At 58.4% G+C, this 21,590-nt stretch carries 17 protein-coding genes; 5 read left to right on the forward strand and 12 right to left on the reverse strand.

The features are described 5' to 3' along the window. Positions 1–19: 19 nt before the first annotated feature. A complete protein-coding gene (locus tag FY046_RS20725; protein WP_133842391.1) occupies positions 20–916 on the forward strand; it encodes a LysR family transcriptional regulator in 897 nt (298 codons plus the stop codon). Positions 917–956: 40 nt separating this feature from the next. On the opposite strand, the gene ettA is transcribed toward FY046_RS20725, so the two are convergent. After that, entirely contained in the window at positions 957–2,624 is a 1,668-nt protein-coding gene (gene ettA / locus FY046_RS20730; RefSeq protein WP_133842390.1) for an energy-dependent translational throttle protein EttA, read from the reverse strand. A gap of 195 nt (positions 2,625–2,819) precedes the next feature. Between ettA and FY046_RS20735 the strand changes: the two genes are divergently transcribed. Continuing rightward, positions 2,820–3,764 carry a 2-hydroxyacid dehydrogenase gene (locus FY046_RS20735; protein WP_133842389.1) on the forward strand — a complete coding sequence of 315 codons (945 nt, stop codon included), beginning with the start codon at positions 2,820–2,822 and terminating at the stop codon, positions 3,762–3,764. Positions 3,765–3,817: 53 nt separating this feature from the next. On the opposite strand, the gene deoR is transcribed toward FY046_RS20735, so the two are convergent. From deoR to atzF, 9 genes are all read right to left on the reverse strand, one after another. Next, positions 3,818–4,561, reverse strand: coding sequence for a DNA-binding transcriptional repressor DeoR (deoR, locus tag FY046_RS20740; protein WP_167863343.1), 744 nt, complete (start codon positions 4,559–4,561; stop codon positions 3,818–3,820). A gap of 167 nt (positions 4,562–4,728) precedes the next feature. Next, positions 4,729–5,427 (reverse strand): urea ABC transporter ATP-binding subunit UrtE, encoded by a 699-nt coding sequence (urtE, locus tag FY046_RS20745; protein WP_167863344.1) that lies wholly within the window; start codon positions 5,425–5,427, stop codon positions 4,729–4,731. 1 nt (position 5,428) lies between these two features. Then, positions 5,429–6,220, reverse strand: a complete 792-nt coding sequence (urtD, locus tag FY046_RS20750; RefSeq protein ID WP_167863345.1) for an urea ABC transporter ATP-binding protein UrtD — start codon at positions 6,218–6,220, stop codon at positions 5,429–5,431. Further along, positions 6,213–7,289, reverse strand: a complete 1,077-nt coding sequence (urtC, locus tag FY046_RS20755) for an urea ABC transporter permease subunit UrtC (RefSeq protein ID WP_133842384.1) — start codon at positions 7,287–7,289, stop codon at positions 6,213–6,215. Before urtC ends, urtD begins: the two co-directional genes overlap by 8 nt. After that, positions 7,289–8,848: an urea ABC transporter permease subunit UrtB gene (urtB, locus tag FY046_RS20760; protein WP_422718011.1), complete on the reverse strand. Its 1,560-nt coding sequence runs from the start codon at positions 8,846–8,848 to the stop codon at positions 7,289–7,291. Before urtB ends, urtC begins: the two co-directional genes overlap by 1 nt. 298 nt (positions 8,849–9,146) lie before the next feature. After that, a complete protein-coding gene (urtA, locus tag FY046_RS20765) occupies positions 9,147–10,415 on the reverse strand; it encodes an urea ABC transporter substrate-binding protein (protein WP_167863346.1) in 1,269 nt (422 codons plus the stop codon). 27 nt (positions 10,416–10,442) lie between these two features. Further along, positions 10,443–11,144, reverse strand: a complete 702-nt coding sequence (locus tag FY046_RS20770; protein ID WP_159336862.1) for a GntR family transcriptional regulator — start codon at positions 11,142–11,144, stop codon at positions 10,443–10,445. Positions 11,145–11,146: 2 nt separating this feature from the next. After that, positions 11,147–14,764 carry an urea carboxylase gene (gene uca, locus FY046_RS20775; RefSeq protein WP_446186447.1) on the reverse strand — a complete coding sequence of 1,206 codons (3,618 nt, stop codon included), beginning with the start codon at positions 14,762–14,764 and terminating at the stop codon, positions 11,147–11,149. Further along, positions 14,757–16,556 carry an allophanate hydrolase gene (gene atzF, locus FY046_RS20780; RefSeq protein WP_133842380.1) on the reverse strand — a complete coding sequence of 600 codons (1,800 nt, stop codon included), beginning with the start codon at positions 16,554–16,556 and terminating at the stop codon, positions 14,757–14,759. Before atzF ends, uca begins: the two co-directional genes overlap by 8 nt. Before the next feature lie 405 nt (positions 16,557–16,961). Here atzF and sltY point away from each other — a divergent pair, with 405 nt between their 5' ends. Then, complete coding sequence (gene sltY / locus FY046_RS20785; protein WP_159336865.1) at positions 16,962–18,884, forward strand: murein transglycosylase; 1,923 nt, start codon at positions 16,962–16,964, stop codon at positions 18,882–18,884. A gap of 111 nt (positions 18,885–18,995) precedes the next feature. Next, on the forward strand, positions 18,996–19,328 hold the full coding sequence (gene trpR, locus FY046_RS20790) for a trp operon repressor (protein WP_133842378.1): 333 nt from the start codon (positions 18,996–18,998) through the stop codon (positions 19,326–19,328). On the opposite strand, the gene yjjX is transcribed toward trpR, so the two are convergent. After that, positions 19,314–19,862, reverse strand: coding sequence for an inosine/xanthosine triphosphatase (yjjX, locus tag FY046_RS20795; protein WP_133842377.1), 549 nt, complete (start codon positions 19,860–19,862; stop codon positions 19,314–19,316). The genes trpR and yjjX overlap by 15 nt on opposite strands. Positions 19,863–19,912: 50 nt before the next feature. Here yjjX and gpmB point away from each other — a divergent pair, with 50 nt between their 5' ends. Beyond that, entirely contained in the window at positions 19,913–20,560 is a 648-nt protein-coding gene (gene gpmB / locus FY046_RS20800) for a 2,3-diphosphoglycerate-dependent phosphoglycerate mutase GpmB (protein ID WP_133842376.1), read from the forward strand. 48 nt (positions 20,561–20,608) lie between these two features. Here gpmB and robA read toward each other — a convergent pair whose 3' ends face one another. Further along, a complete protein-coding gene (gene robA / locus FY046_RS20805; RefSeq protein ID WP_133842375.1) occupies positions 20,609–21,484 on the reverse strand; it encodes an MDR efflux pump AcrAB transcriptional activator RobA in 876 nt (291 codons plus the stop codon). Positions 21,485–21,590: the final 106 nt, after the last annotated feature.

Here is a 21,590-nt window from a genome sequence, read left to right on the forward strand (position 1 = left end):
TGTTCGTTTGAGGTGAACAATCATGTTTAAACAGTTGCAGGATATGGCGCTGTTTGCGCTGGTGGCCGAGTGCGGGAGTTTTACCGCTGCGGCGAATCGTGCGGGTTTACCGAAATCCAGCGTCAGCCAGCGCGTCAGCCAGCTGGAGCAGGCGCTGGGGTTGCGGCTGATTAACCGTACCACGCGCCAGCTCAACCTGACCTTTGCGGGCGAGCGCTATCTGGTGCACTGCCAGGAGATGCTGCAGGCCAGTGAACGCGCCGGTATGGCGATTGAGCGACTGCGCGATAATCCCAGCGGGCGGCTGCGCATTACCTCTCCTGCCGGCATTGGTGCCACGCTGCTGGCGCGTTTCAATACGGCCTTTCAGCAGGAATATCCCGATGTGACGCTGGATGTGTCAGTTTCCGATGAAATCCGCGATTTGGTGCAGGATGGCTTTGATGTGGCGCTGCGCACCGGAAGGCCGCAGGATTCGTCGCTGATTGGCCGCCGTATTGGCTACTGCCAGCGCCTGCTGGTGGCATCGCCAGAGTATCTGGCATCGTTGCCGCCGCTGACCCATCCCGGCCAGCTCTCCGCACACCGCTGCATTGCGCACCGCGCCTGGACCGAATGGGTGCTTAAACGTGATGAGGAATATTATCGCTGGCTGCTGCCGCCCACGCATATGACCGATAATCTGGTGTATGCGCGCGAGTGTGCGCTGGGCAAAGCGGGTATTACGCTGTTGCCGCGTTTTTTAACCGATGAGGTGTTGTCGCAGGGCGATCTGGTGCAGGTGCTGCCGGAGTGGGAAGTGGAGGGGAATGAGCTGTGGCTGGTGTACCCAAGCCGTAAGTTGAACTCGCCTGCGCTGTCGCGGTTTATTGATTTTGCGATGCAGTCGCCGGTGTTTCGGGAGTTTTATACGTAGGGGGGCGACCTTTTTTTGGTCGCCCCGTAAGCCCGGTCGCTTACTTGATCATACGCTTGTACTTAATACGTTTTGGCTCAAGCGCTTCCGCACCCAGCGTACGTTTCTTGTACTCTTCGTATTCAGTAAAGTTACCTTCGAAGAACTCGATCTTGCCTTCATCCTGGTAATCCAGAATGTGGGTGGCAATACGGTCCAGGAACCAACGGTCATGCGAGATCACCATGGCACAGCCCGGGAACTCCAGCAGGGCGTTTTCCAGCGCGCGCAGGGTTTCAATATCCAGGTCGTTGGTTGGTTCATCCAGCAGCAGCATGTTGCCGCCAACCTGTAACAGTTTAGCCAGATGCAGACGACCACGCTCACCACCGGACAGCTCGCCAACGCGTTTACCCTGATCAACCCCTTTAAAGTTAAAGCGGCCAACGTAGGCACGGCTTGGCATCTCGGTGTTGCCGATACGCATGATGTCCTGACCGCCGGACACTTCTTCCCATACGGTTTTAGACCCATCCATGCTGTCGCGGAACTGATCCACTGACGCCAGCTTCACGGTCTCGCCCAGTACGATGCTACCGGAATCAGGCTGTTCCTGACCGGACATCATGCGGAACAGGGTCGATTTACCCGCGCCGTTCGGACCGATGATGCCAACAATCGCACCTTTCGGAACAGAGAAGGAGAGATCGTCAATCAGCAGACGGTCACCGTAAGATTTGCGCAGGTTGTTGACCTCAACCACTTTATCGCCCAGGCGTGCGCCAGGTGGAATAAACAGTTCGTTGGTCTCGTTACGCTTCTGGTATTCGGCGTTGTTCAGCTCTTCAAAGCGGTTCAGACGCGCCTTGCCTTTAGATTGCTGGCCTTTAGCGCCTTTACGCACCCACTCCAGCTCTTTCTCAATCGATTTACGACGAGCCGCTTCGGAGGAGGCTTCCTGCGCCAGACGCGCATCTTTTTGCTCCAGCCATGAAGAGTAGTTACCTTCCCATGGAATCCCTTCACCACGGTCCAGCTCCAGAATCCAACCGGCCACGTTATCGAGGAAGTAACGGTCGTGCGTAATCGCCACAACGGTCCCTTCGAAGTCGTGCAGGAAGCGTTCCAGCCAGGCTACGGATTCCGCATCCAGGTGGTTCGTTGGTTCGTCGAGCAGCAGCATGTCTGGCTTTTCCAGCAGCAGACGGCACAGCGCAACGCGGCGGCGTTCACCCCCGGAAAGAGTGCCAATCTTCGCATCCCAGTCCGGCAGACGCAGCGCATCAGCGGCACGTTCGAGCTGGGTGTTCAGATTGTGGCCGTCGTGCGCCTGGATGATTTCTTCAAACTTGCCCTGTTGCGCGGCAAGTTTGTCGAAGTCTGCATCCGGCTCTGCGTACTTAGCGTACACCTCGTCCAGACCTTTCAGCGCGTTGACCACTTCGGAAACGGCTTCTTCTACCGACTCACGAACGGTGTGTTCCAGGTTAAGCTTCGGTTCCTGCTCCAGATAGCCAATTTTCAGGCCTGGCTGCGGACGCGCTTCCCCTTCGATGTCTTTATCGATGCCCGCCATGATGCGCAGCAGCGTAGATTTACCTGCCCCGTTCAGACCCAGTACGCCGATCTTGGCGCCAGGGAAGAAGCTGAGGGAGATGTTTTTCAAAATATGACGCTTCGGCGGAACGACTTTGCCGACGCGATGCATGCTATAGACGAATTGAGCCACGTTAGTTTGAGCCTCTTAATTAGCAGGGGCATAAGGGTGCCCACTCAGATAGCGGAGTTTAGCTGGTTTCCCCCCTTATTCACAGCCGGAACGCAGAGGATTATCCCGATATCAACGGATCTGCCTGATTTCTGTTTGATTTATGACCGTAGCCGTCTAAGCTCATTTTTTGCCTTATAAATGATGGAGATATCGATGAAAGTTCTGATCGCGGCGGAAGAAAATGCCTGGGGTGGGATGATCCAGCAGTTCCGTCAGAGACTCCCCGATGTCGAATTTGTTGCTTCTGCCGGGCATGCGGCAGAGAGCCTGGCGGGTTTTGATGCGCTGATCCCCGGCATGGCGAAGGTCAATCAACGTCTCTTACAGACAGCCGATCGCCTGAAGCTGATCCAGCAGGCGGGAGCCGGGCTGGAAGGGGTGGATATTGAGACGGCTCGCCAGCGCGGTATTACCGTGGCCAATGTGCCATCGGACCGATCCGGCAATGCAGATTCCGTTGCGGAACTGGGGATCTGGATGATGATCGGCCTGGCACGTAAGGCCAGCGAAGTGCCGCAGATGCTGGCTACCCGTCAGCTGGGCCTGCCGGTCGGCATGGGGCTGAAAGGCAAGACCGTCGGATTGGTGGGGCTGGGCGGCATCGGTAAAGCGCTGGCGCAGCGGCTCGCCGCGTTTGATATGCGCATGATTGGCGTGAAACGTCAGGCGTCTGATGATTTTGCCCGTCAGCATCGCCTGGACTGGGTTGGCGGCATGGAGCGTTTACCGCACCTGCTGCGCGAGGCGGATTTTGTGGTGCTGAGTTTACCGGACAACCCGGAAACGCATCATATTATTGATGAGCCTGCGCTGGCGAAGATGAAGCAGGGCAGCTTCCTGATTAACCTTGGGCGCGGCGGTCTGATTGAGAAACCGGCGCTGCTGGCGGCGCTGGAGAATGGGCCGTTGGCCGGTGCCGGGCTGGATGTCTTCTGGCAGGAACCGCCCGACCCGCAGGATGTGCTGTTCCACCACAATGTGATCGCCACGCCGCACATTGGCGGCGTGACCGATATTTCACTGGAGGGCAATGTGGCGGGAGTGTGTGAGAACCTGCGGCGTCTGCGCGATGGTGAGGCGATTTTGAATCGCTGGTGAGGATGTTTGCGGGTCGGGCATGCCCGACCCCTACGATATCCGGCGCCCGATACTTACGAGGCGATAACCTCAATGCCGATATCTTCACCGGGCGCGGCATCGCTGATCAGGCCGTCGAACGCACTGAGATCGGCAATGCGAGCAGGCAGCACTTTGCCAAATTTGCTGCTGTCTGCCACCAGCAGGCGCGAACGCGCACGCTGTAATGCCAGATGTTTCATCGGCAATTCACTCAGGTTGTAGCAACTGGCACCCTGCCGGATATCGATGCCAGCGGCGGAAATAAAGGCTTTATCGGGACACAGGCTGTCCATCACTGACTGCGTGCCCAGCGGTGTGAAAATGGCGTTGTCTGGATGGAATTCGCCACCGCACAAGATCACCCGGCAGGCGGTTTTTTCTTTCAGGGCCAGAAAAGTGTTCATGGCGCAGCAAACCGCGGTAAACGGAAGGTCTTCGTCGATGGCATCGATGATCCACGGCACCGTGGTGCCGCAATCGAAATACACCGTCTCTTCCGGCTGGATCAACGCGGCGGCACGCTGCCCCAACAGACGTTTGCGATCGACATTCTGCTCCTGCTGATCGGAAACAAAATAATGGTTCTGATGACGCATCGGATCGCTGACGATATATCCCCCCAGCAGAACCACAACGCCCGGACCGCTACTCAGATCGCGACGAATGGTCATCTCAGACACGCCAAGCAGATGAGCCGCTTCTTTCAGATGGATTTTATCGGTGCGTTTCAGCGCCTGGGCCAGCTTATTGATACGCTCGTCGCGCCGGATTTCCATGAGTCTTTTTTCCATTATCGCGGAGAGAAATGAGGGTGAACGAAAACGATTGCCTGCTGCGTTTTACCTGTTTTGCAGTTTACCTTCAATAGGATAGTGCTGCAAACCCTGGGTCAGGCATGCCGGTTTCCGCAAGGAGTAGCCGCTATGCCTGACCAGTAGAAGAGTCAGATCGTTACCAGCCCGCGCACGCCGTCATTTTCCATCTCCCTTCCCAGGCCACGCTGGACGATCTCCCCCCGTGACATCACCAGATAATTGTCGGCCAGCCCGGCGGCGAAATCGTAAAACTGTTCGACCAGCAGGATCGCCATATCCCCGCGTGCGGCCAGCTGGCGGATCACCGCCCCGATCTCTTTGATCACCGAAGGCTGGATCCCTTCGGTGGGTTCATCGAGGATCAGCAGTTGCGGTTTACAGGCCAGCGCCCGGCCGATCGCCAGCTGTTGCTGCTGACCACCGGACAGATCGCCGCCGCGCCGCTGTTTCATCTGCCACAGAACCGGAAAGAGTTGCCAGATCTCCTCCGGCACCTGCGTGGCCTGGCTGCCTGAAAAGCGTGCCAGTCCCATCAGCAAATTCTCTTCCACCGTCAGACGCGGGAAGATCTCCCGACCCTGGGGCACATAGGCGATCCCGGCCTGCACCCGCTGGTGCGGTTTGCGCTGGTTGATCGTTTGCCCCTGCCAGTTGATGCTGCCAGATTTCGCCGGGATCAGCCCCATCAGGCATTTCAGCAACGTAGTTTTCCCCACGCCGTTACGCCCCAGCAGACAAGTGATCTCGCCGGGTTTGGTTTCAAATGACAGTCCACGCAGAATGTGGCTGCCGCCATAATATTGATGTAGTTCAGAGACCTGTAACATATTATCGCCCCAGATAGACTTCAATCACCTGATCGTTTGCCTGCACATCGCGCAGCGATCCTTCGGCCAGCACCTGGCCCTGATGCAGCACCGTCACATGGTCAGCAATGGTTTCAACAAAGCCCATATCGTGTTCCACCACCATCAGCGAATGTTTACCGGCAAGAGTGCGGAACAGTTCGGCGGTGTAGTCGGTTTCTGCATCGGTCATGCCAGCGGCTGGCTCATCCAGTAACAGCAGATGCGGGTCCTGCACCAGTAACATGCCAATCTCCAGAAACTGTTTCTGCCCGTGGGACAGCAGGCCCGCCGGGCGCTGGCGTTCACTGCCAAGGCGCAGCAGTTTCAACACCTCGGTAATGCGATCCTGTTGTTCACTGTTCAGTCTGGCACGCAGACTGGCCCAGACCGATTTATCGGTTTTTAAGGCAATTTCCAGATTTTCAAATACCGTCAGCGCTTCAAACACCGTCGGTTTCTGGAATTTACGCCCAATGCCGATGCGGGCGATTTCCACCGGGGAAAGGGTGGTCAGGTCGATGCTCTGGTCGTAGATCACCCGGCCATTATCCGGGCGGGTTTTGCCAGTGATCACATCCATCAGCGTGGTTTTCCCCGCGCCGTTCGGGCCGATCACGCAGCGCAGTTCGCCAACGCCAATCTGTAAGGAGAGGTCAGTCAGCGCTTTGAAACCGTCAAACGACACATTGATATTCTCCAGCTGTAACACCGGATCCGTCTGTTCACGGTGACGGTCGGCGCGGTGGGGCTGGGTAAACAGGTGCTCAGTCATGTTTCCTCCTGCGCAGCAGGCCAATCACGCCGCGCGGCAGGAACAGCGTGACGAGGATAAACATCAGGCCTAAGAAAAACAGCCAGTATTCGGGGAAGGCAACGGTGAACCAGCTTTTGGCGCCGTTAACGATCCCGGCACCGAGCAGCGGGCCAATCAGCGTGCCGCGCCCGCCAAGCGCGACCCAGATAGCCGCCTCAATCGAGTTAGTGGGCGACATTTCACCAGGGTTGATAATGCCCACCTGCGGCACATACAGCGCCCCGGCCAGCCCGCACAGCACGGCAGACAGCGTCCAGACAAACAGCTTAAATCCCCGGGGATCATAGCCGCAGAACATCAGGCGGTTTTCCGCATCGCGCACCGCCGTCAGCACCCGGCCAAATTTGCTGCGTGCCAGCAGCAGGCCCACCGCCAGACTGGCCGCCAGCAGCAGCACCGTGGCCATAAACAACCCAATGCGTGTGCCGGTCGCCGTCACCGGGAAGCCGAGCAGGGTGGTGAATCCGGTAAAGCCGTTGTTACCGCCAAAGCCGGTTTCATTGCGAAAGAACAGTAACATCCCGGCATAGGTCAGCGCCTGGGTCATAATCGAGAAGTAGACGCCTTTGATTTTTGAACGGAAGGCGAACCAGCCAAAGACCAGCGCCAGCAGGCCTGGCACCAGCACAATCAGGCACAGTGCCCAGGCGAAATGCTGCGTGCCTGCCCAGAACCATGGCATCTCGGTCCAGGACAGGAACGACATGAATGCAGGCAGCCCCTCACCGGAGGCCTGGCGCATCAGGTACATGCCCATGGCATAGCCGCCGAGAGCGAAGAACAGTCCGTGCCCGAGGGATAGCAGCCCGGCGTAGCCCCACACCAGGTCCAGCGCCACCGCCACAATGGCGTAGCAGAGGATTTTCCCCACCAGCGTCAGGGTGTAAGTCGACATAAATAGCGGGTGGTCGGCGGGCAGCAGCGCGAGGAACGGCAATAGCAGCAAGAGCAGCAGTACCACCGCACCCAGCGCGGTCGTCAGGCGCGGGGCTTTTCGTGCCAGGGTCAGCGTTATGGGTTGCGTCATCAGTCAATCACCCTCCCTTTAAAGGCGAACAGTCCCTGCGGTCGTTTCTGAATAAACAGCACGATCAACACCAGGATCAGGATCTTACCGAGCACCGCGCCGATCTGCGGCTCCAGCACTTTGTTCAGGATGCCGAGGCCGAGTGCGGCCACCACCGTGCCTGCCAACTGCCCAACGCCACCGGTCACCACCACCAGGAAGGAGTCGATGATGTAGCCCTGGCCCAGCTCCGGGCCGACATTGCCCAGCTGCGACAGCGCCACGCCGCCCAGCCCGGCAATGCCGGAACCGAGGCCAAACGCCAGCATGTCGACGCGCCCGGTAGGCACACCGCAGCAGTCGGCCATCGCCCGGTTTTGTGTCACCGCACGCACGTTCATGCCAAGGCGGGTTTTATTCAGCAGCAGCCAGGTGAGAACCAGCACGCCGATGACAAACAGGATCACCGCCAGGCGGTTGTACGGCAGCACGAGATTAGGCAGCACCTGCAAACCACCGGACAGCCACGGCGGGTTCGCCACTTCCAGGTTTTGCGCGCCAAACAGGATGCGCACCAGTTGGATCAGCATCAGGCTGATGCCCCAGGTGGCAAGCAGGGTTTCCAGCGGGCGGCCGTACAGATGGCGGATGATGGTGCGTTCCAGCGCCATGCCGATGGCGGCGGTGATAAAGAAGGCGGCCGGCAGGGCCAGCAGCGGATAAAAGGCCAGCCACTCCGGGGCGAAGCGCTGGAACAGGTTTTGCACAATCCAGGTGGCATAAGCGCCGATCATCAGCATTTCACCGTGGGCCATATTGATGACCCCCAGCAGGCCGTAGGTGATCGCCAGTCCAAGGGCGGCCAGCAGCAGCACCGAGCCCAGCGACAGGCCGGTAAAAGCCTGACCTAAAATATCGCCGGGCAGCAGGCGATAACGAATCTGTTTCAGGCTATCGGCTGCCGCCGCACGCACGCGGGCATCGGCTTCATTCTGGGGTTGCAGCAGGTGTTCCAGGCTGGCCTGCGTTTGCGGATCGCTGGTTTCTCCCAGCCGTTTTACCGCGTCCAGACGCACCAGCGGGTTAGGATCCGCCAGCTGTAATCCGGCAACAGCCTGGGCCAGCACCGCATGAACGGTAGCATCTTCCTCGGCGGCCAGACGCTGTTTCAGCAGCGGTAGCTGGTCGATATTGGCTTCATTCTGCAAGGCGCGCGCGGCGTGCAGGCGAATGGGGGTAATCGGGCTGACCAACTGGTGTGCGGCGAGCGCAGAGGTAATCATCACGCGCAGTCGGTTGTTCACAAATAATTTTTTGGTTGCCCCCACGGGCGCCGCGTTGCCTTCCAGCGGGACCAGTTGGTCTTTGGTTCGGGTAAAGGGCTGTTTGTGTTCATCCAGCACCACGTTTTCGCTGTGCAGCGCCTGCAATAAAGGCAGGCGGTTGGCATTCGGTGCGGCGGCCCACTGCTGTAAGAGTGTCAGTTGATCGCTGCGGCTGGCGGCGGCAAAGTCGGCGGCCGGGCCTGCCTGGGCCAGAAGCGGCAGGCTGAACAGCAGTAACACCAGGAATCGCATCATTATGGCTCCGGAGAAATAACGGGTCGGGCATGCCCGACCCCTACAACATTGTTAGGCGTAGGGGCCAGGCATGCCGACCCGTACAGCATTGTTCGGCGTAGGGGCCAGGCATGCCCGACCCGTACAACATTGTTCGGCGTAGGGGCCAGGCTGCCCGACCCGTACAACATTGTTCGGCGTAGGGGCCAGGCGTGCCCGACCCGTACAACATTGTTCGGCGTAGGGGCCAGACGTGCCGACCCGTACAGCATTGTTCGGCGTAGGGGCCAGGCATGCCTGGCCCTGGGGTTACACGGGATTAATTGCTGGTTTTCACCGGATGATCGGGCTTCTTGTCGTTGCCGGCGATATATGGGCTCCATGGCTGGGCACGCACCGGTTTGTCGGTCTGCCAGACGACGTTGAACTGACCGTTATCTTCGATTTCGCCAATCATTACCGGCTTGTGCAGATGGTGGTTGGTCTGGTCCATCGTCAGGGTAAAACCATCCGGCGCGGCAAAGGTCTGTCCGGCCATCGCTGCACGCACTTTATCCACATCGGTGGAGCCGGCTTTCTCTACCGCCTGCGCCCACATATGGATGCCGACATAGGTGGCTTCCATCGGGTCGTTGGTCACCACGGTATCGGCGTTCGGCAATTTGTGGGCTTTGGCATAGGCGCGATAAGCTGCCACGAACTTAGCATTGGTCGGGTTATCCACTGATTCGAAGTAGTTCCACGCCGCCAGGTTACCCACCAGCGGTTTGGTGTCGATGCCGCGCAACTCTTCTTCACCGACCGAGAAGGCCACTACCGGGACGTCGGTGGCTTTCAGCCCCTGGTTCGCCAGCTCTTTATAGAAAGGAACGTTGGAATCGCCGTTGATGGTTGAGACCACGGCCGTTTTGCCCCCGGCAGAGAATTTTTTGATATTAGAAACAATGGTCTGGTAATCGCTGTAGCCAAACGGCGTATAGACCTCTTCGATGTCGCTGTCTTTCACCCCTTTTGAGTGCAGGAAGGCGCGCAGGATCTTATTGGTGGTACGCGGATAGACATAGTCGGTGCCCAGCAGGAAGAAGCGTTTGGCGCTGCCGCCGTCTTCACTCATGAGGTATTCCACCGCCGGAATCGCCTGCTGATTTGGTGCTGCCCCGGTGTAGAAGACGTTTGGAGACATCTCCTCGCCTTCATACTGCACCGGGTAGAACAGCAGTCCGTTCAGCTCCTCGAAAACCGGCAGCACGGATTTACGCGAAACCGAGGTCCAGCAGCCAAATACCACGGCGGCTTTATCCTGAGTCAGCAGCTGACGGGCTTTTTCCGCAAACAGCGGCCAGTTGGAGGCCGGGTCAACCACCACTGGTTCCAGCTTTTTACCCAGCACGCCGCCTTTGGCATTGATCTCTTCAATGGTCATCAGTGCCACGTCTTTCAGTGGTGTTTCAGAAATCGCCATCGTACCGGACAGCGAATGCATGATGCCCACTTTGATGGTATCGGCGGCCTGAGCGCTCCAGGACAATCCCATGCTGACTACGGTGGCAGAAAGCGCGAAGGCCTTGAGCAGTGAACGTCTCTTCATCAGTAAACCCCTAAATGTATTGAAAGATTAGTTGGATGAAACGGTGTGTAACCTTGCCTGCTGGAGCATATGAATGGTGATTTTCCTGACTTCGGCGCGACTGACGGCAATATGGTCGGTCAGAATGCGCTGGGCCTCCTCACTGTGCTGATGCAATACCGCACGCAGAATGCGGGCGTGTTCGTTATAGGTCGCGCTGATCCGGTCTTCGCGGGTGAAGTCGAGACGGCGGATAATGCGGATTTTCTCGGTTAATTCGCTGTGGATGCGGGCGATTTCGCTGTTGCCTGCCGCGGCGACCAGGGCGATATGGAAGGCTTCATCGTGTAGCGAAACGGCTATGCCATCTTCCAGACGCGGCTCATCGATCCAGAAGCAGGTCAGGCGCGTCAGCAGTGCCGCACAATCATCTGCGGGCAGGCGACACAGGCGTTTGACTGCCTCGCACTCCAGCACGGTGCGCAGGTCATACAGCTCTTCGAAATATTCGAAGTCAAACTGACGCACCTGCCAGCCGCTGCGAAACCACACTTCGACATAGCCCTCACGCTCAAGACGAAACAGGGCCTGACGCACCGGGGTGCGGCTGACGTCCATACGTTCCGCGACTTCGCTTTCGCTGAAGCGGTCGCCCGGCATCAGACGAAAATCAAAGATGTCATTTTTTAGCTGGTGGTAGACGCGATCGGCCAGGGCTTCCGGCCGATCTTTGCTGCGTTTGCTGTCCATGTTTATTCCAGCCATAGCAGGGCATCGCCAGGGCTGACCGGGCGGCCTGGCTGGCAACCGATACGTTTGACGCGTCCTGCCTGTGGGGCGTTGATCGCCAGCTCCATTTTCATCGCCTCGACGATAATCAGCGGCTGACCGGCTTCCACCTCGTCACCGGGCTGCACCAGCACTTTCCAGATATTGCCGTTCATATCGGCGCTGACCTGCAACGCACCGTCATCCTCTTCGGGGGGCCGCAGCGTCTCTTCGCTGGTCAGCGGTGCACCTTCGTCTTCCTGCGCCCACAGCGCCACTTCGGCATCAAAGGCGCTGGCCTGCTTCTGGCGGAAGTCAGCGATAGAGGCTGCGTGATCGCTGAGGAACTGCGTATGTTCGGCAAAATCAAACACTGACTGCTCAATGCGAACGGTGGCGCGGCCTTCACGGAAGTCGTCACGCAGCACGTCCAGTTCGGCTTCGCTTACCGGGTAGAAACGCACCTGGTCAAAGAAGTGCAGCAGCCAGGGTTCGTTTGCCGCGAACTGGTCGTTTTTCAGGAATTTGTTCCAGATGGGCAGCGTACGCCCCACCAGTTGGTACCCGCCGGGGGAGTCCATGCCGTAAATGCACATGTACATGCCGCCAATGCCGACGGTACCTTCCGCGGTGAAGGTACGTGCCGGGTTGTATTTAGAACTGAGCAGGCGGTGGCGCGGGTCGATCGGCACTGCACAAGGCGCGCCGAGATAGACATCACCCAGACCGAGGATCAGGTAGCTGGCATCAAACAGCGTCTGGCTGACGGCTTCACGGCTGCTGAGTCCGTTAATGCGCTGGATAAAATCGACGTTATTCGGCAGCCAGGGGGCGCTGGTGCGCACGGTTTCGGCATAGCGTTCTACGGCACTGAGGGTGGCGCTGTCTTCAAAGGCCATCGGCAGGTGGACAATGCGCGATGGCACGGTCATGCGCGTGACATCGCCGAGATTCTTCTCCAGCTGTAGCAGCAGGGTCATCAGCTGTTTCTGGCTGAGGATCTGGCTGTCGTAGCGGATTTGCAGGGAGCGCACACCCGGTGACAGCTCCTCCACGCCCGGCTGGCCGCTCTCATGCAGGGCGGTCATCAGCAGGTGGACGCGCAGGCGCAGCGCCAGATCCAGCACGTTGTCGCCGTACTCCAGCAGGATGTAGTTATCCCCGGCTTGACGATAAATAGCGGTCGGCGTGGTGCTGGTGGCTTTGATGGCGGCCAGTACCGTTGCGGAACCGTGATCGGTTTCGGCCAGCGAAGGCACGGTAAATTCCGTGGTATGCAAGGCGTTGAGACGCGTCACGCTGTGCGTCTGCGCCTGTTCCAGCGCGTGGGCTTCTTCGAAGCTGATCGGATGAAAACGAATGCGGTCGCCGGGTTTCACCTGACCGACTTTCCACAGTTCCGCTTTGGCGATGGTCACCGGGCAGACGAACCCGCCGAGGCTGGGTCCATCGCGGGTGAGGATTACCGGGAAATCGCCGGTGAAATTAACGGCACCAATGGCGTATTCGCAATCATGGACGTTGGACGGGTGCAGCCCCGCTTCACCGCCGTTGGCGCGTGTCCAGCCGGGTTTTGGCCCTACGAGGCGTACGCCGAGGCGGTTAGAGTTGTAATGCACCTGCCACTCGCTGGCAAAAAACTCATCGATAGACTGCTGGGTAAAGAAATCCGGGGCGCCGTGCGGGCCGTACAGCACGCCGATGCGCCATTCGTCAGCGTATACGGGCTGCGCGGCGACAGGTAAGGCAGCGGGTTCGCAGACCGGAGCAGGAGTGGTACAGGCGGCGAGTGCGGGCTGCGATATCGCCAGCATATCGGCCACGCGCAGGGTGCGCCCGGCGTGACCGCCAAACTGCCCCAGAGCGAAGGTAGAACGGCTGCCGAGATATTCCGGTACGTCAAAACCGTTGCGTACCGCCAGATAGGTGCGGCAGCCCTGTTGGGCGCGACCGAGGGTCAACGTCTGTCCGGCTTTCACTGCCAGCGGCTGCCAGTACGCTACCGCTTCGCCATCCAGTGTGGCCGGGCAGGCGGCTCCAGTCAGCGCGATCAGGGCATCGCTGTGAAAACGCAGGGTGGGCCCTTGCAGGGTAAATTCCAGCCCGGCGGCTTCTTCCGCGTTGCCGACAATGCGGTTAGCGAGGCGGAAGGCATAATCATCCATCGGACCGGACGGCGGTACGCCAATATCCCAGTAGCCGAGGCGGCCCGGATAATCCTGAATGCTGCTCCAGGTGCCGGGCTGGAGAACCTCCACCACCGGAGAAAGCGGGGTGAAGCTGTCGAGCAGTCGCGTCCACACCTGGCCGCTGCGGAATGCCTCAGTGGCGACAATCTGACGCAGGTAATCGAGGTTGGTAGCGATGCCGTGCAGACGGGTTTCATTTAGCGCCGTCTGCATTTTTTCCAGCGCATCCGCACGGTTTTTGCCCTGTACGATGAGCTTGGCGATCATCGGATCGTAGAATGCGGAGACTTCTGTGCCGGTGCTGATCCCACTGTCGATGCGCACGCCTTCCGGGAAACAGACTTCGGTCAGTACGCCAGGGCTGGGCTGGAAGTTTTTCAGCGGATCTTCGGCGTAAATACGCACTTCGATGGAGGCGCCCTGCGGTGCCTGTGCCATACGCGCCCAGTCCGGCTGCTCTCCGGCGGCGACCAGCAGCATACATTCCACCAGATCCAGCCCGGTGACGCACTCGGTGACCGGATGCTCTACCTGTAAACGGGTATTCACTTCGAGGAAGAAGAACTCATCGCGTGCGGCATCGTAGATATATTCCACGGTGCCCGCGCTGCGATAGTTGACCAGTTCACCGAGTTTCACCGCCGAGTCGAGCAGGGCGGTGCGGGTGGCGGCAGGGAGGTTCGGTGCCGGCGTCTCTTCCACCACTTTCTGATTGCGGCGTTGCAGTGAACAATCGCGCTCGCCGAGGGCCACGACCTTGCCCTGGCCATCGCCGAAGATTTGCACTTCTACATGGCGGGCCTGGTCGATACAACGCTCCAGGAATACCCCGGCATCGCTGAAGAACTGTTCGCCGAGGCGGCGTACGCTCTCCCAGGCGGCGATCAGCGTGGTCTCGTCGGCACAGCGCGTCAGGCCGATCCCGCCCCCCCCGGCGGTGCTTTTCAGCATCACCGGGTAGCCGATTCGGCCTGCGGCGCTTAATGCCTCTTCCAGTGAATCCAGTAAGGGTGTGCCCGGTGTCATCGGCACGCCTGCGGCAGCGGCCAGTTCACGGGCGCGGTGCTTGAGGCCAAATTCACCGATTTGGTGTGCCGTTGGGCCGATAAAGACGATCCCGGCCGCTTCGCAGGCGGCGGCAAACGGCAGGCTTTCTGACAGGAAGCCGTAGCCTGGCCAGATGGCTTGCGCACCGCTCTCGCGGGCGGCGTTAAGGATCTTATCGATGACCAGGTAGCTGTCGCTGGCTTTATCGCCGCCGAGGGCGAGAGCGATATCAGCATCTTTGACATGCTGCGCGTTTTTGTCGGCTTCGGAGTAAACCGCCACGCTGGTGATCCCCAGTCGTTTCAGAGTACGGATGGCGCGACAGGCGATTTCGCCCCGGTTAGCGATGAGTACGGTATTAAACATGTGAAGATACCTCGCGGGTCAGCCAGCGGCGCCAGCCGCCAAATTCGGTGATGTCGGTAGCCTGCGCCAGGGCGGCAGGTTCACAGATAAACCCTTTCACACTGCGACCGTCGGCCAGTTCCAGGGTGCCAATCCCCAGCGGGGCGGGGATCTCCGCCACGAACTCGCCAAAACGTGCCAGTGGGATATCCCACAGTTCGACGATGATGGCGGCGCCCGTCGCATCTCTAACCAGCCCCGGTTTGGCGGGGACGGTGTTAGCCAGCGCATACAGGCGATAGCTGGCGGCGGTCTGCGTCTCTTCTACCAGTACGGCATCGCGGCGCGTGAGCTGGTGGTTGAGCGGCATGCCGGTCAGGTGCGCACCGACCACCGCCACACGCACGTGCAGCGGTGAGGCGGGCAGGGAGGCGGGGACAGGCTGAGGTTTGCCGGTGGCACCAAGACTCAGGGCTTGCTGCTGTTGCCAGCGGGTGCCAAAGGTCGCCAGCGCACGGTCATACCAGGCCGGGGCGATCAGAGTGATCCCGGCAGGCAGGCCATCGGCGCGGAACGGGGCCGGAAGGGCCAGGGCGGCCAGGTCGGCGAGGTTAGTGAAGTTGGTGTAAGTGCCGAACTGCGAATTGTAACGCACCGGTTCCTGTTTCATTTCTTCCAGCGTATGAATGGTCGGAGAGGTGGGGACCACCAGCGCATCGAACTGGCTGAGGGTCTGCTGGATCTGGCGCGTCAGTTCGGCGCGCAGATATTCCGCTTTGTAAGCGTCCACGGCGCTGTAGTGGTTGCCACTGGCGACGATGCCATACACCACCGGGTCCATCTCTTCCGGGCGGCTCAGCATGTCACCCACGGCAACGGTACGCTCCGCGACCCAGGGACCGTAATAGAGCTGCTCAGCCAGCTGTGAGAACGGGGTAAAGTCGATGGGTTGTAAGCTGGCGCCTCCCGCAATCAGGTCGGTACAGGCCGCTTCCCAGGCCGCCTGTGCTTGTGTATCGCCAAAGAACGCCGGGCTGGCAGGGATGGCAAATCGTGGTGAGGTGGGCATCGCTGCCGGGGCGAGGCCCGGATTTGCGCGAGAGTAAGCATCCAGGCTGTCGTAGCCTGCGGCACAGTGTGCGACGAGGAAGGCATCTTCCACCGTCAGCGCAAACACGGAAATGGTGTCGTTCAGGCGACAGGCAGGGACAACGCCAGTGGCAGAGAGCCAGCCTTTGGTCGGCTTGAGGCCGACGATATTGTTAAATCCTGCCGGCACGCGACCGGAACCGGCGGTATCCGTGCCGAGGGCAAAGCAGACCAGGCCGCGAGCGGTGACGGAGGCAGAACCGGAGCTGGAGCCGCCGCTGACATACTCAGGATTAAAGGTGTTGCAGACCGCGCCGAACGGCGAGCGGGTGCCGACCAGCCCGGTGGCGTACTGGTCAAGGTTGGTTTTGCCAATAACAATCGCCCCTTTGCCCTTCAGGTTGGCGACAGCGACGGCATCGCTTTCAGCCGTGTAGGTAAAGGCCGGGCAGGCCGCGCTGGTGGGCCAGCCCGCGATGTCAATATTGTCTTTTACCGCAAAGGGAACGCCAAACAGCGGCAGCGATGCCGGGTCCTGCTGCCAGGCGGCCAGTAACGGTTCCACCTGAGCACGCAGCTGGGCGGGCGTGGCGAGATACAGCCACGCATTATCGTCGGTGGAGAGATCCGCCAGCAGGGCGTCCAGCGTGGACAGTACGTCCTGCGGATGCTGCTGATAATGGTGCTGCCAGTCCTGTAACGTAAACCCTGTGGTAAAAGCCATAAGTTGAATTCCATCTGGTATACAAGATGGAATTCAATAGAGCAAACAGCGTGCCAGATTTTATTTTGTTGATTTTAAAGATGTTATGTAAAGAGGTGCACAGAGGGTGCACAATCAGCGAGCAGGGTTTGTACAATTGTGGGGCACGGAAGACAGGTCTGAGGCCAGTTTGAGCACGTCGGACCGGCAAAAGACGCATCCATGCGGGCCTCGACTCGCGCCATCCCTGGTGCGTGACGTCCGGCTTACCTCAAACTGGCCCCATCCCCTTCATGACGGTGGTTGCGGTGTGGGTATTCCGTAAATATTTGTTGAGTACATGGCATGAAGGGCTGCTCCTGGTTAGCATGAAGGGGGAATATTTCGCAGTTCAGGATAAGACGAGGCAATAACGTGGGGAAAGTCATGGTGGACAAGTGGCAGTGGTGGGTGGTGGCAGCCTGTTTAACAGCGGTAACCGGCAGTGCCCGTGCAGACTCATTGGATGAACAGCGTACCCGTTATCTGCAAATCAAGCAGGCGTGGGATAATAAACAGATGGATATCGTGGGGCAGTTGATGCCCACGCTGCGTGACTACCCACTCTATCCCTATCTGGAGTATCGCCAGCTTGCGCAGAGCCTGGATCAGGAAACCGGGCTGGCAGTGAAAGACTTTATCCAGCGTTATCCTACGCTGCCGCCGGTGCGCTCGCTCTCTTCGCGTTTTGTGAATGAGCTGGCCCGGCGTGAAGACTGGCGTGGGTTGCTGGTTTTCAGCCCTGACGCGCCGAAGCCGGTTGCGGCTCGCTGTAACTGGTATTACGCCAAATGGGCTACCGGCCAGGAGCAGGTGGCATGGGAAGGGGCGAAATCTATCTGGCTGACCGGAAGTTCCCTGCCGGGCACCTGCGATAAACTGTTCAGCGCCTGGCAAATGGCCGGACAGCAGAATCCGATTACCACGCTGGAACGTATACGTCTGGCGATGAAAGCGGGTAACACCAATCTGGTGAACTTCCTGGCGAAGCAACTCCCGCAGGATTACCAGACCATTGCCAATGCGGTGATGGATTTACAGAACAATCCCGGCACGGTAGAAAACTTTGCACGTAATGTCGGGGCAACCGACTTTACCCGCCAGGCCACGGCAATTGCCTTTGCCAGCCTGGCGCGCACGGATGTGGAACGCGCACGCCAGCTGATACCCACGCTGGTGCAGCTGCAAAAAATGGACGATCAGCAGACGCAGGAACTGAAAGATGCGGTTGCCTGGCGTCTGATGGGCAATGATACCACCAGTGAGCAGGCACGCTGGCGCGACGATGTGGTGATGCGCAGTGATTCAACCTCGCTGATTGAGCGCCGGGTGCGGATGGCGCTGGGGAACAACGATCGCCGGGGTATGAATACCTGGATTGCGCGTTTGCCGGTCGAAGACAAGGCAAAAGATGAGTGGCAGTACTGGCAGGCTGACCTGCTGATGGAGCAGGGGCGCAAAGAAGAGGCGGAAGGCATTCTGCGTAAGTTGATGCGTGAGCGTGGCTTCTATCCAATGGTCGCCGCCCAGAAACTGGGGGTGGAGTATCCGTTGCAGGTCGACAAAGCCCCGGCGGTGGACGGCAGCCTGACCCGCGGCCCTGAAATTGCCCGTGTTCGCGAACTGATGTACTGGGGAATGGATAATCTGGCGCGCAGCGAATGGAGCTATCTGGTGTCCAGCCGCACCACTTCGCAGCAGCAGATGCTGGCCAGCTACGCACGTCAGCAAAACTGGTGGGATCTCAGCGTGCAGGCAACGATTACCGGTAAACTGTGGAACAGTTTGCAGGAGCGCTTCCCACTGGCGTGGCAGCCGCAGTTTGAACGCAATATCAGCGGTAAGAGCATCCCGATCAGCTATGCGATGGCGATTGCCCGGCAGGAGAGTGCGTGGAACCCGAAAGCACGCTCCCCGGTTGGCGCATCCGGTCTGATGCAGGTGATGCCCGCCACGGCACAGCATACTGTGACCAAATTCAGCATTCCGGGCTACAGCAACAGCAGCCAGCTGCTGGATGCAGAAACCAATATCCAGATTGGTACGCAGTATCTGGAGTCGGTTTACCAACAGTTCGGTCAGAACCGCATTTTTGCCTCGGCTGCGTATAATGCCGGGCCGTCGCGCGTGCGCACCTGGCAGGGTAACAGCGCAGGGAAACTGGATGCGGTGGCGTTTATCGAAACCATTCCCTTCTCGGAAACCCGCGGCTATGTGAAGAACGTACTGGCTTATGATGCCTACTACCGCTACTTCCTTAACCAGTCGGATAAACTGTTTGCCGACAGCGAGTGGCAGCAGCGTTATTGATTGCGTGTCATCGCCGGAATACGTGAAGAGACAGCCAACACCGCTGTGGCTTCTCGTATGACGGCGATGATGATATGCTACTGTACTAGTTAAATAGTATGGCGGAATATCATGACCAACCCAACTCCTGTTCCCATCACGACTGACCCGGCGAGCGAAGACTGGCTGCGTTTTGTCACGCTGCTGCAACGTGCCTATCAGGGCGAACTGCACCTTCCGCTATTACAATTGATGCTGACGCCGGACGAGCGTGAGGCGTTGGGTACCCGACTGCGTATTGTTGAAGAGTTGATGCGCGGGACAATGAGCCAGCGGGAGCTGAAAAACGAGTTGGGAGCCGGGATTGCGACGATTACGCGGGGGTCAAACAGCCTGAAAAGTGCGCCTCCTGCCCTGAAAACATGGCTGGAGACACAGCTTCTCAGTGGATCAGATAAGGTCTGAGCTCTCTTCGTCGTCTTTGCGTTGATAGATGTCGTTATGAAACGGGCACAGTGCGAGGATGAGCGCCTGGTGATAAACGCTGGTACGCGTCAGTCGACCGGCAGTAAAAGCACCAATTGCACCGCCTTTATGTTTGATATCGTTAACGCCGGTCAGGCGGGCCATCTCTTCGCCCAGTTCACGTCCGGCATGGATACCTTTCATCACGATGGCAGGCAGAGTGAAGCTGGCAGAACGCGATTCGCCGCGTAGTTTGTGATTCTCCACCACCATCCATGCGAAGGCAGTGTTATCTTCAATACCGGCTTCAATGGCCACCCAAAAATTGGCTTCCGGTCTGACCTGGCGAGCATTCATCACGCGCTGACGTGCGCCAGTTCGCGTTTCTGTGTTTGTGATCGGTTGTGCAGCAACGCCGCTGTCGACCTCGACACCCTCAATATGGCAGGATCCTTCCCCGAAGATATCGCTGAACGCTTGAGAAATTGCCTTAATTTTGGCTGGATTGATGGTAGCAGCGACAACATGGTACATAATTGTTTGAACCCTCTACGCAAATTTGTCGCAGTATAACGGAAAATCGCATGTTACAGGTCTATCTTGTTCGCCACGGAGAAACGCTATGGAATGCGGCACGTCGCATTCAGGGGCAGTCAGACAGCGCGCTGACTGAGAAAGGAGAGCAGCAGGCTCATCAGGTAGGAGATCGCGTCAAAAAGCTGGGCATTACCCATGTCATTGCCAGCGATCTGGGCCGTACCCGCCGTACCGCCGAGATCATTGCCGATGCCTGTGGTTGTTCGGTCGTGCTGGACTCTCGTTTGCGTGAATTGAATATGGGGGTGCTGGAAGAGCGCCTGCTGGATTCACTGAATGCTGAAGAAGAGGGCTGGCGTAAGACGCTGGTGGATGGCACGGAGAACGGCCGCATCCCGCAGGGTGAGTCTATGAGTGAAATGGCGCAGCGCATGCATCAGGCGCTGGATGCCTGCCTGGCATTGCCTGAGGGTAGCCGTCCACTGATTGTCAGCCACGGGATGGCGTTGGGGGTACTGCTCAGTACGATCCTGGGTTTACCGGCGAATGCGGAACGCCGCCTGCGCTTGCGTAATTGCTCAATTTCCCGCGTGGATCACCAACACAGCGCCTGGCTGGCTTCTGGCTGGGTGGTGGAGACTGCAGGCGATATTGCGCATCTGGAGGATACTTCCCTCGACGAACTGCAGCGCTAACCCTGAAAAAGGGCCGATATTCTCGGCCCTTTTTGTATCATCTGCTGACTACGACTGGCGTCGTATCGGGATCAGATATTCACAATGGATGTCGACCGGTGGCTCTGGACGTTTCTTACCGCCGTGGGTATAGAAACGCTCAATGTCATGACCGTGACGACGTGTCAGATTCAGTGTTGGCATACAGGTGCCGTAAATCTGTAAGACAAAGTTCTGAAGTCCGTTACGCGGCCCTTCATAGGTGAACTGCACATAATCGCCTCCTTCCAGCACGACCGTCTGCGTTGAATGCAACTGGCTGGAAATGGACTCAGCGGTGACCGCTGTGGTGTAAAGAATCTCCTGCTCATCGTCTTTTTCCATGCTGGGGCGCGACTGGTGCAGACCATACAGCACTGGCGGAACGGTATCCGTCTCCGTCAGGAACTGGCGCCAGAAATGCATACGCATCTCATCACGGAAGCGTGAAATCTGCTCCAGTGTGCAGGTATAAGATTGGGTTTGCCCAATCAGCACGATTTCCGGCAGACTTACCCAGGTCGGTTCGGGTAATCTGACGTCGTCGAGGCGAATCGGTGGGCGCAGCCCATAGGCATTCCAGTCTGATGACCGGCGATACCAGGCTGGCGTCTGGGCAAATTGTTTCTTAAAGGCTCTGGTGAAAGTTTGTTGAGAGTCAAAACGATACTGCAAAGCAATATCGAGAATCGGGCGACTCGTCAAACGTAATGCTACGGCAGCTTTCGACAGACGGCGGGCGCGAATATAAGCGCCAATCGCATGACTTGTGACGTCTTTGAACATTCTTTGCAAATGCCATTTTGAATAACCTGCCTTCGCCGCGACATTATCCAGTGATAAAGGTTGGTCCAGGTGGCTCTCCAGCCAGACAAGCAAATCTCGAATGATACCGGCTTGGTCCATAAATCGTCCTCATGTTACTCATAATTGGTGCAAGGTAAGCAAAGTCGACGAATAGTAGCATTAATTGCTAATTGTTAGGTTGTAACTGAAAAATGTACCCATATCC

This window comes from Erwinia sp. 1181_3, from assembly GCF_052824965.1.

Excerpts from the sequence above, each read along its gene's own strand:
- FY046_RS20770 (WP_159336862.1), bottom strand. The coding sequence starts at position 11,144 with ATGGACAGCAAACGCAGCAAAGATCGGCCGGAAGCCCTGGCCGATCGC.
- gpmB (WP_133842376.1), top strand. The coding sequence starts at position 19,913 with ATGTTACAGGTCTATCTTGTTCGCCACGGAGAAACGCTATGGAATGCG.
- sltY (WP_159336865.1), top strand. The coding sequence starts at position 16,962 with ATGGTGGACAAGTGGCAGTGGTGGGTGGTGGCAGCCTGTTTAACAGCG.
- urtB (WP_422718011.1), bottom strand. The coding sequence starts at position 8,848 with ATGATGCGATTCCTGGTGTTACTGCTGTTCAGCCTGCCGCTTCTGGCC.
- urtC (WP_133842384.1), bottom strand. The coding sequence starts at position 7,289 with ATGACGCAACCCATAACGCTGACCCTGGCACGAAAAGCCCCGCGCCTG.
- urtD (WP_167863345.1), bottom strand. The coding sequence starts at position 6,220 with ATGACTGAGCACCTGTTTACCCAGCCCCACCGCGCCGACCGTCACCGT.
- urtA (WP_167863346.1), bottom strand. The coding sequence starts at position 10,415 with ATGAAGAGACGTTCACTGCTCAAGGCCTTCGCGCTTTCTGCCACCGTA.
- uca (WP_446186447.1), bottom strand. The coding sequence starts at position 14,764 with ATGTTTAATACCGTACTCATCGCTAACCGGGGCGAAATCGCCTGTCGC.
- FY046_RS20735 (WP_133842389.1), top strand. The coding sequence starts at position 2,820 with ATGAAAGTTCTGATCGCGGCGGAAGAAAATGCCTGGGGTGGGATGATC.
- urtE (WP_167863344.1), bottom strand. The coding sequence starts at position 5,427 with ATGTTACAGGTCTCTGAACTACATCAATATTATGGCGGCAGCCACATT.
- deoR (WP_167863343.1), bottom strand. The coding sequence starts at position 4,561 with ATGGAAATCCGGCGCGACGAGCGTATCAATAAGCTGGCCCAGGCGCTG.
- atzF (WP_133842380.1), bottom strand. The coding sequence starts at position 16,556 with ATGGCTTTTACCACAGGGTTTACGTTACAGGACTGGCAGCACCATTAT.
- robA (WP_133842375.1), bottom strand. The coding sequence starts at position 21,484 with ATGGACCAAGCCGGTATCATTCGAGATTTGCTTGTCTGGCTGGAGAGC.
- yjjX (WP_133842377.1), bottom strand. The coding sequence starts at position 19,862 with ATGTACCATGTTGTCGCTGCTACCATCAATCCAGCCAAAATTAAGGCA.
- trpR (WP_133842378.1), top strand. The coding sequence starts at position 18,996 with ATGACCAACCCAACTCCTGTTCCCATCACGACTGACCCGGCGAGCGAA.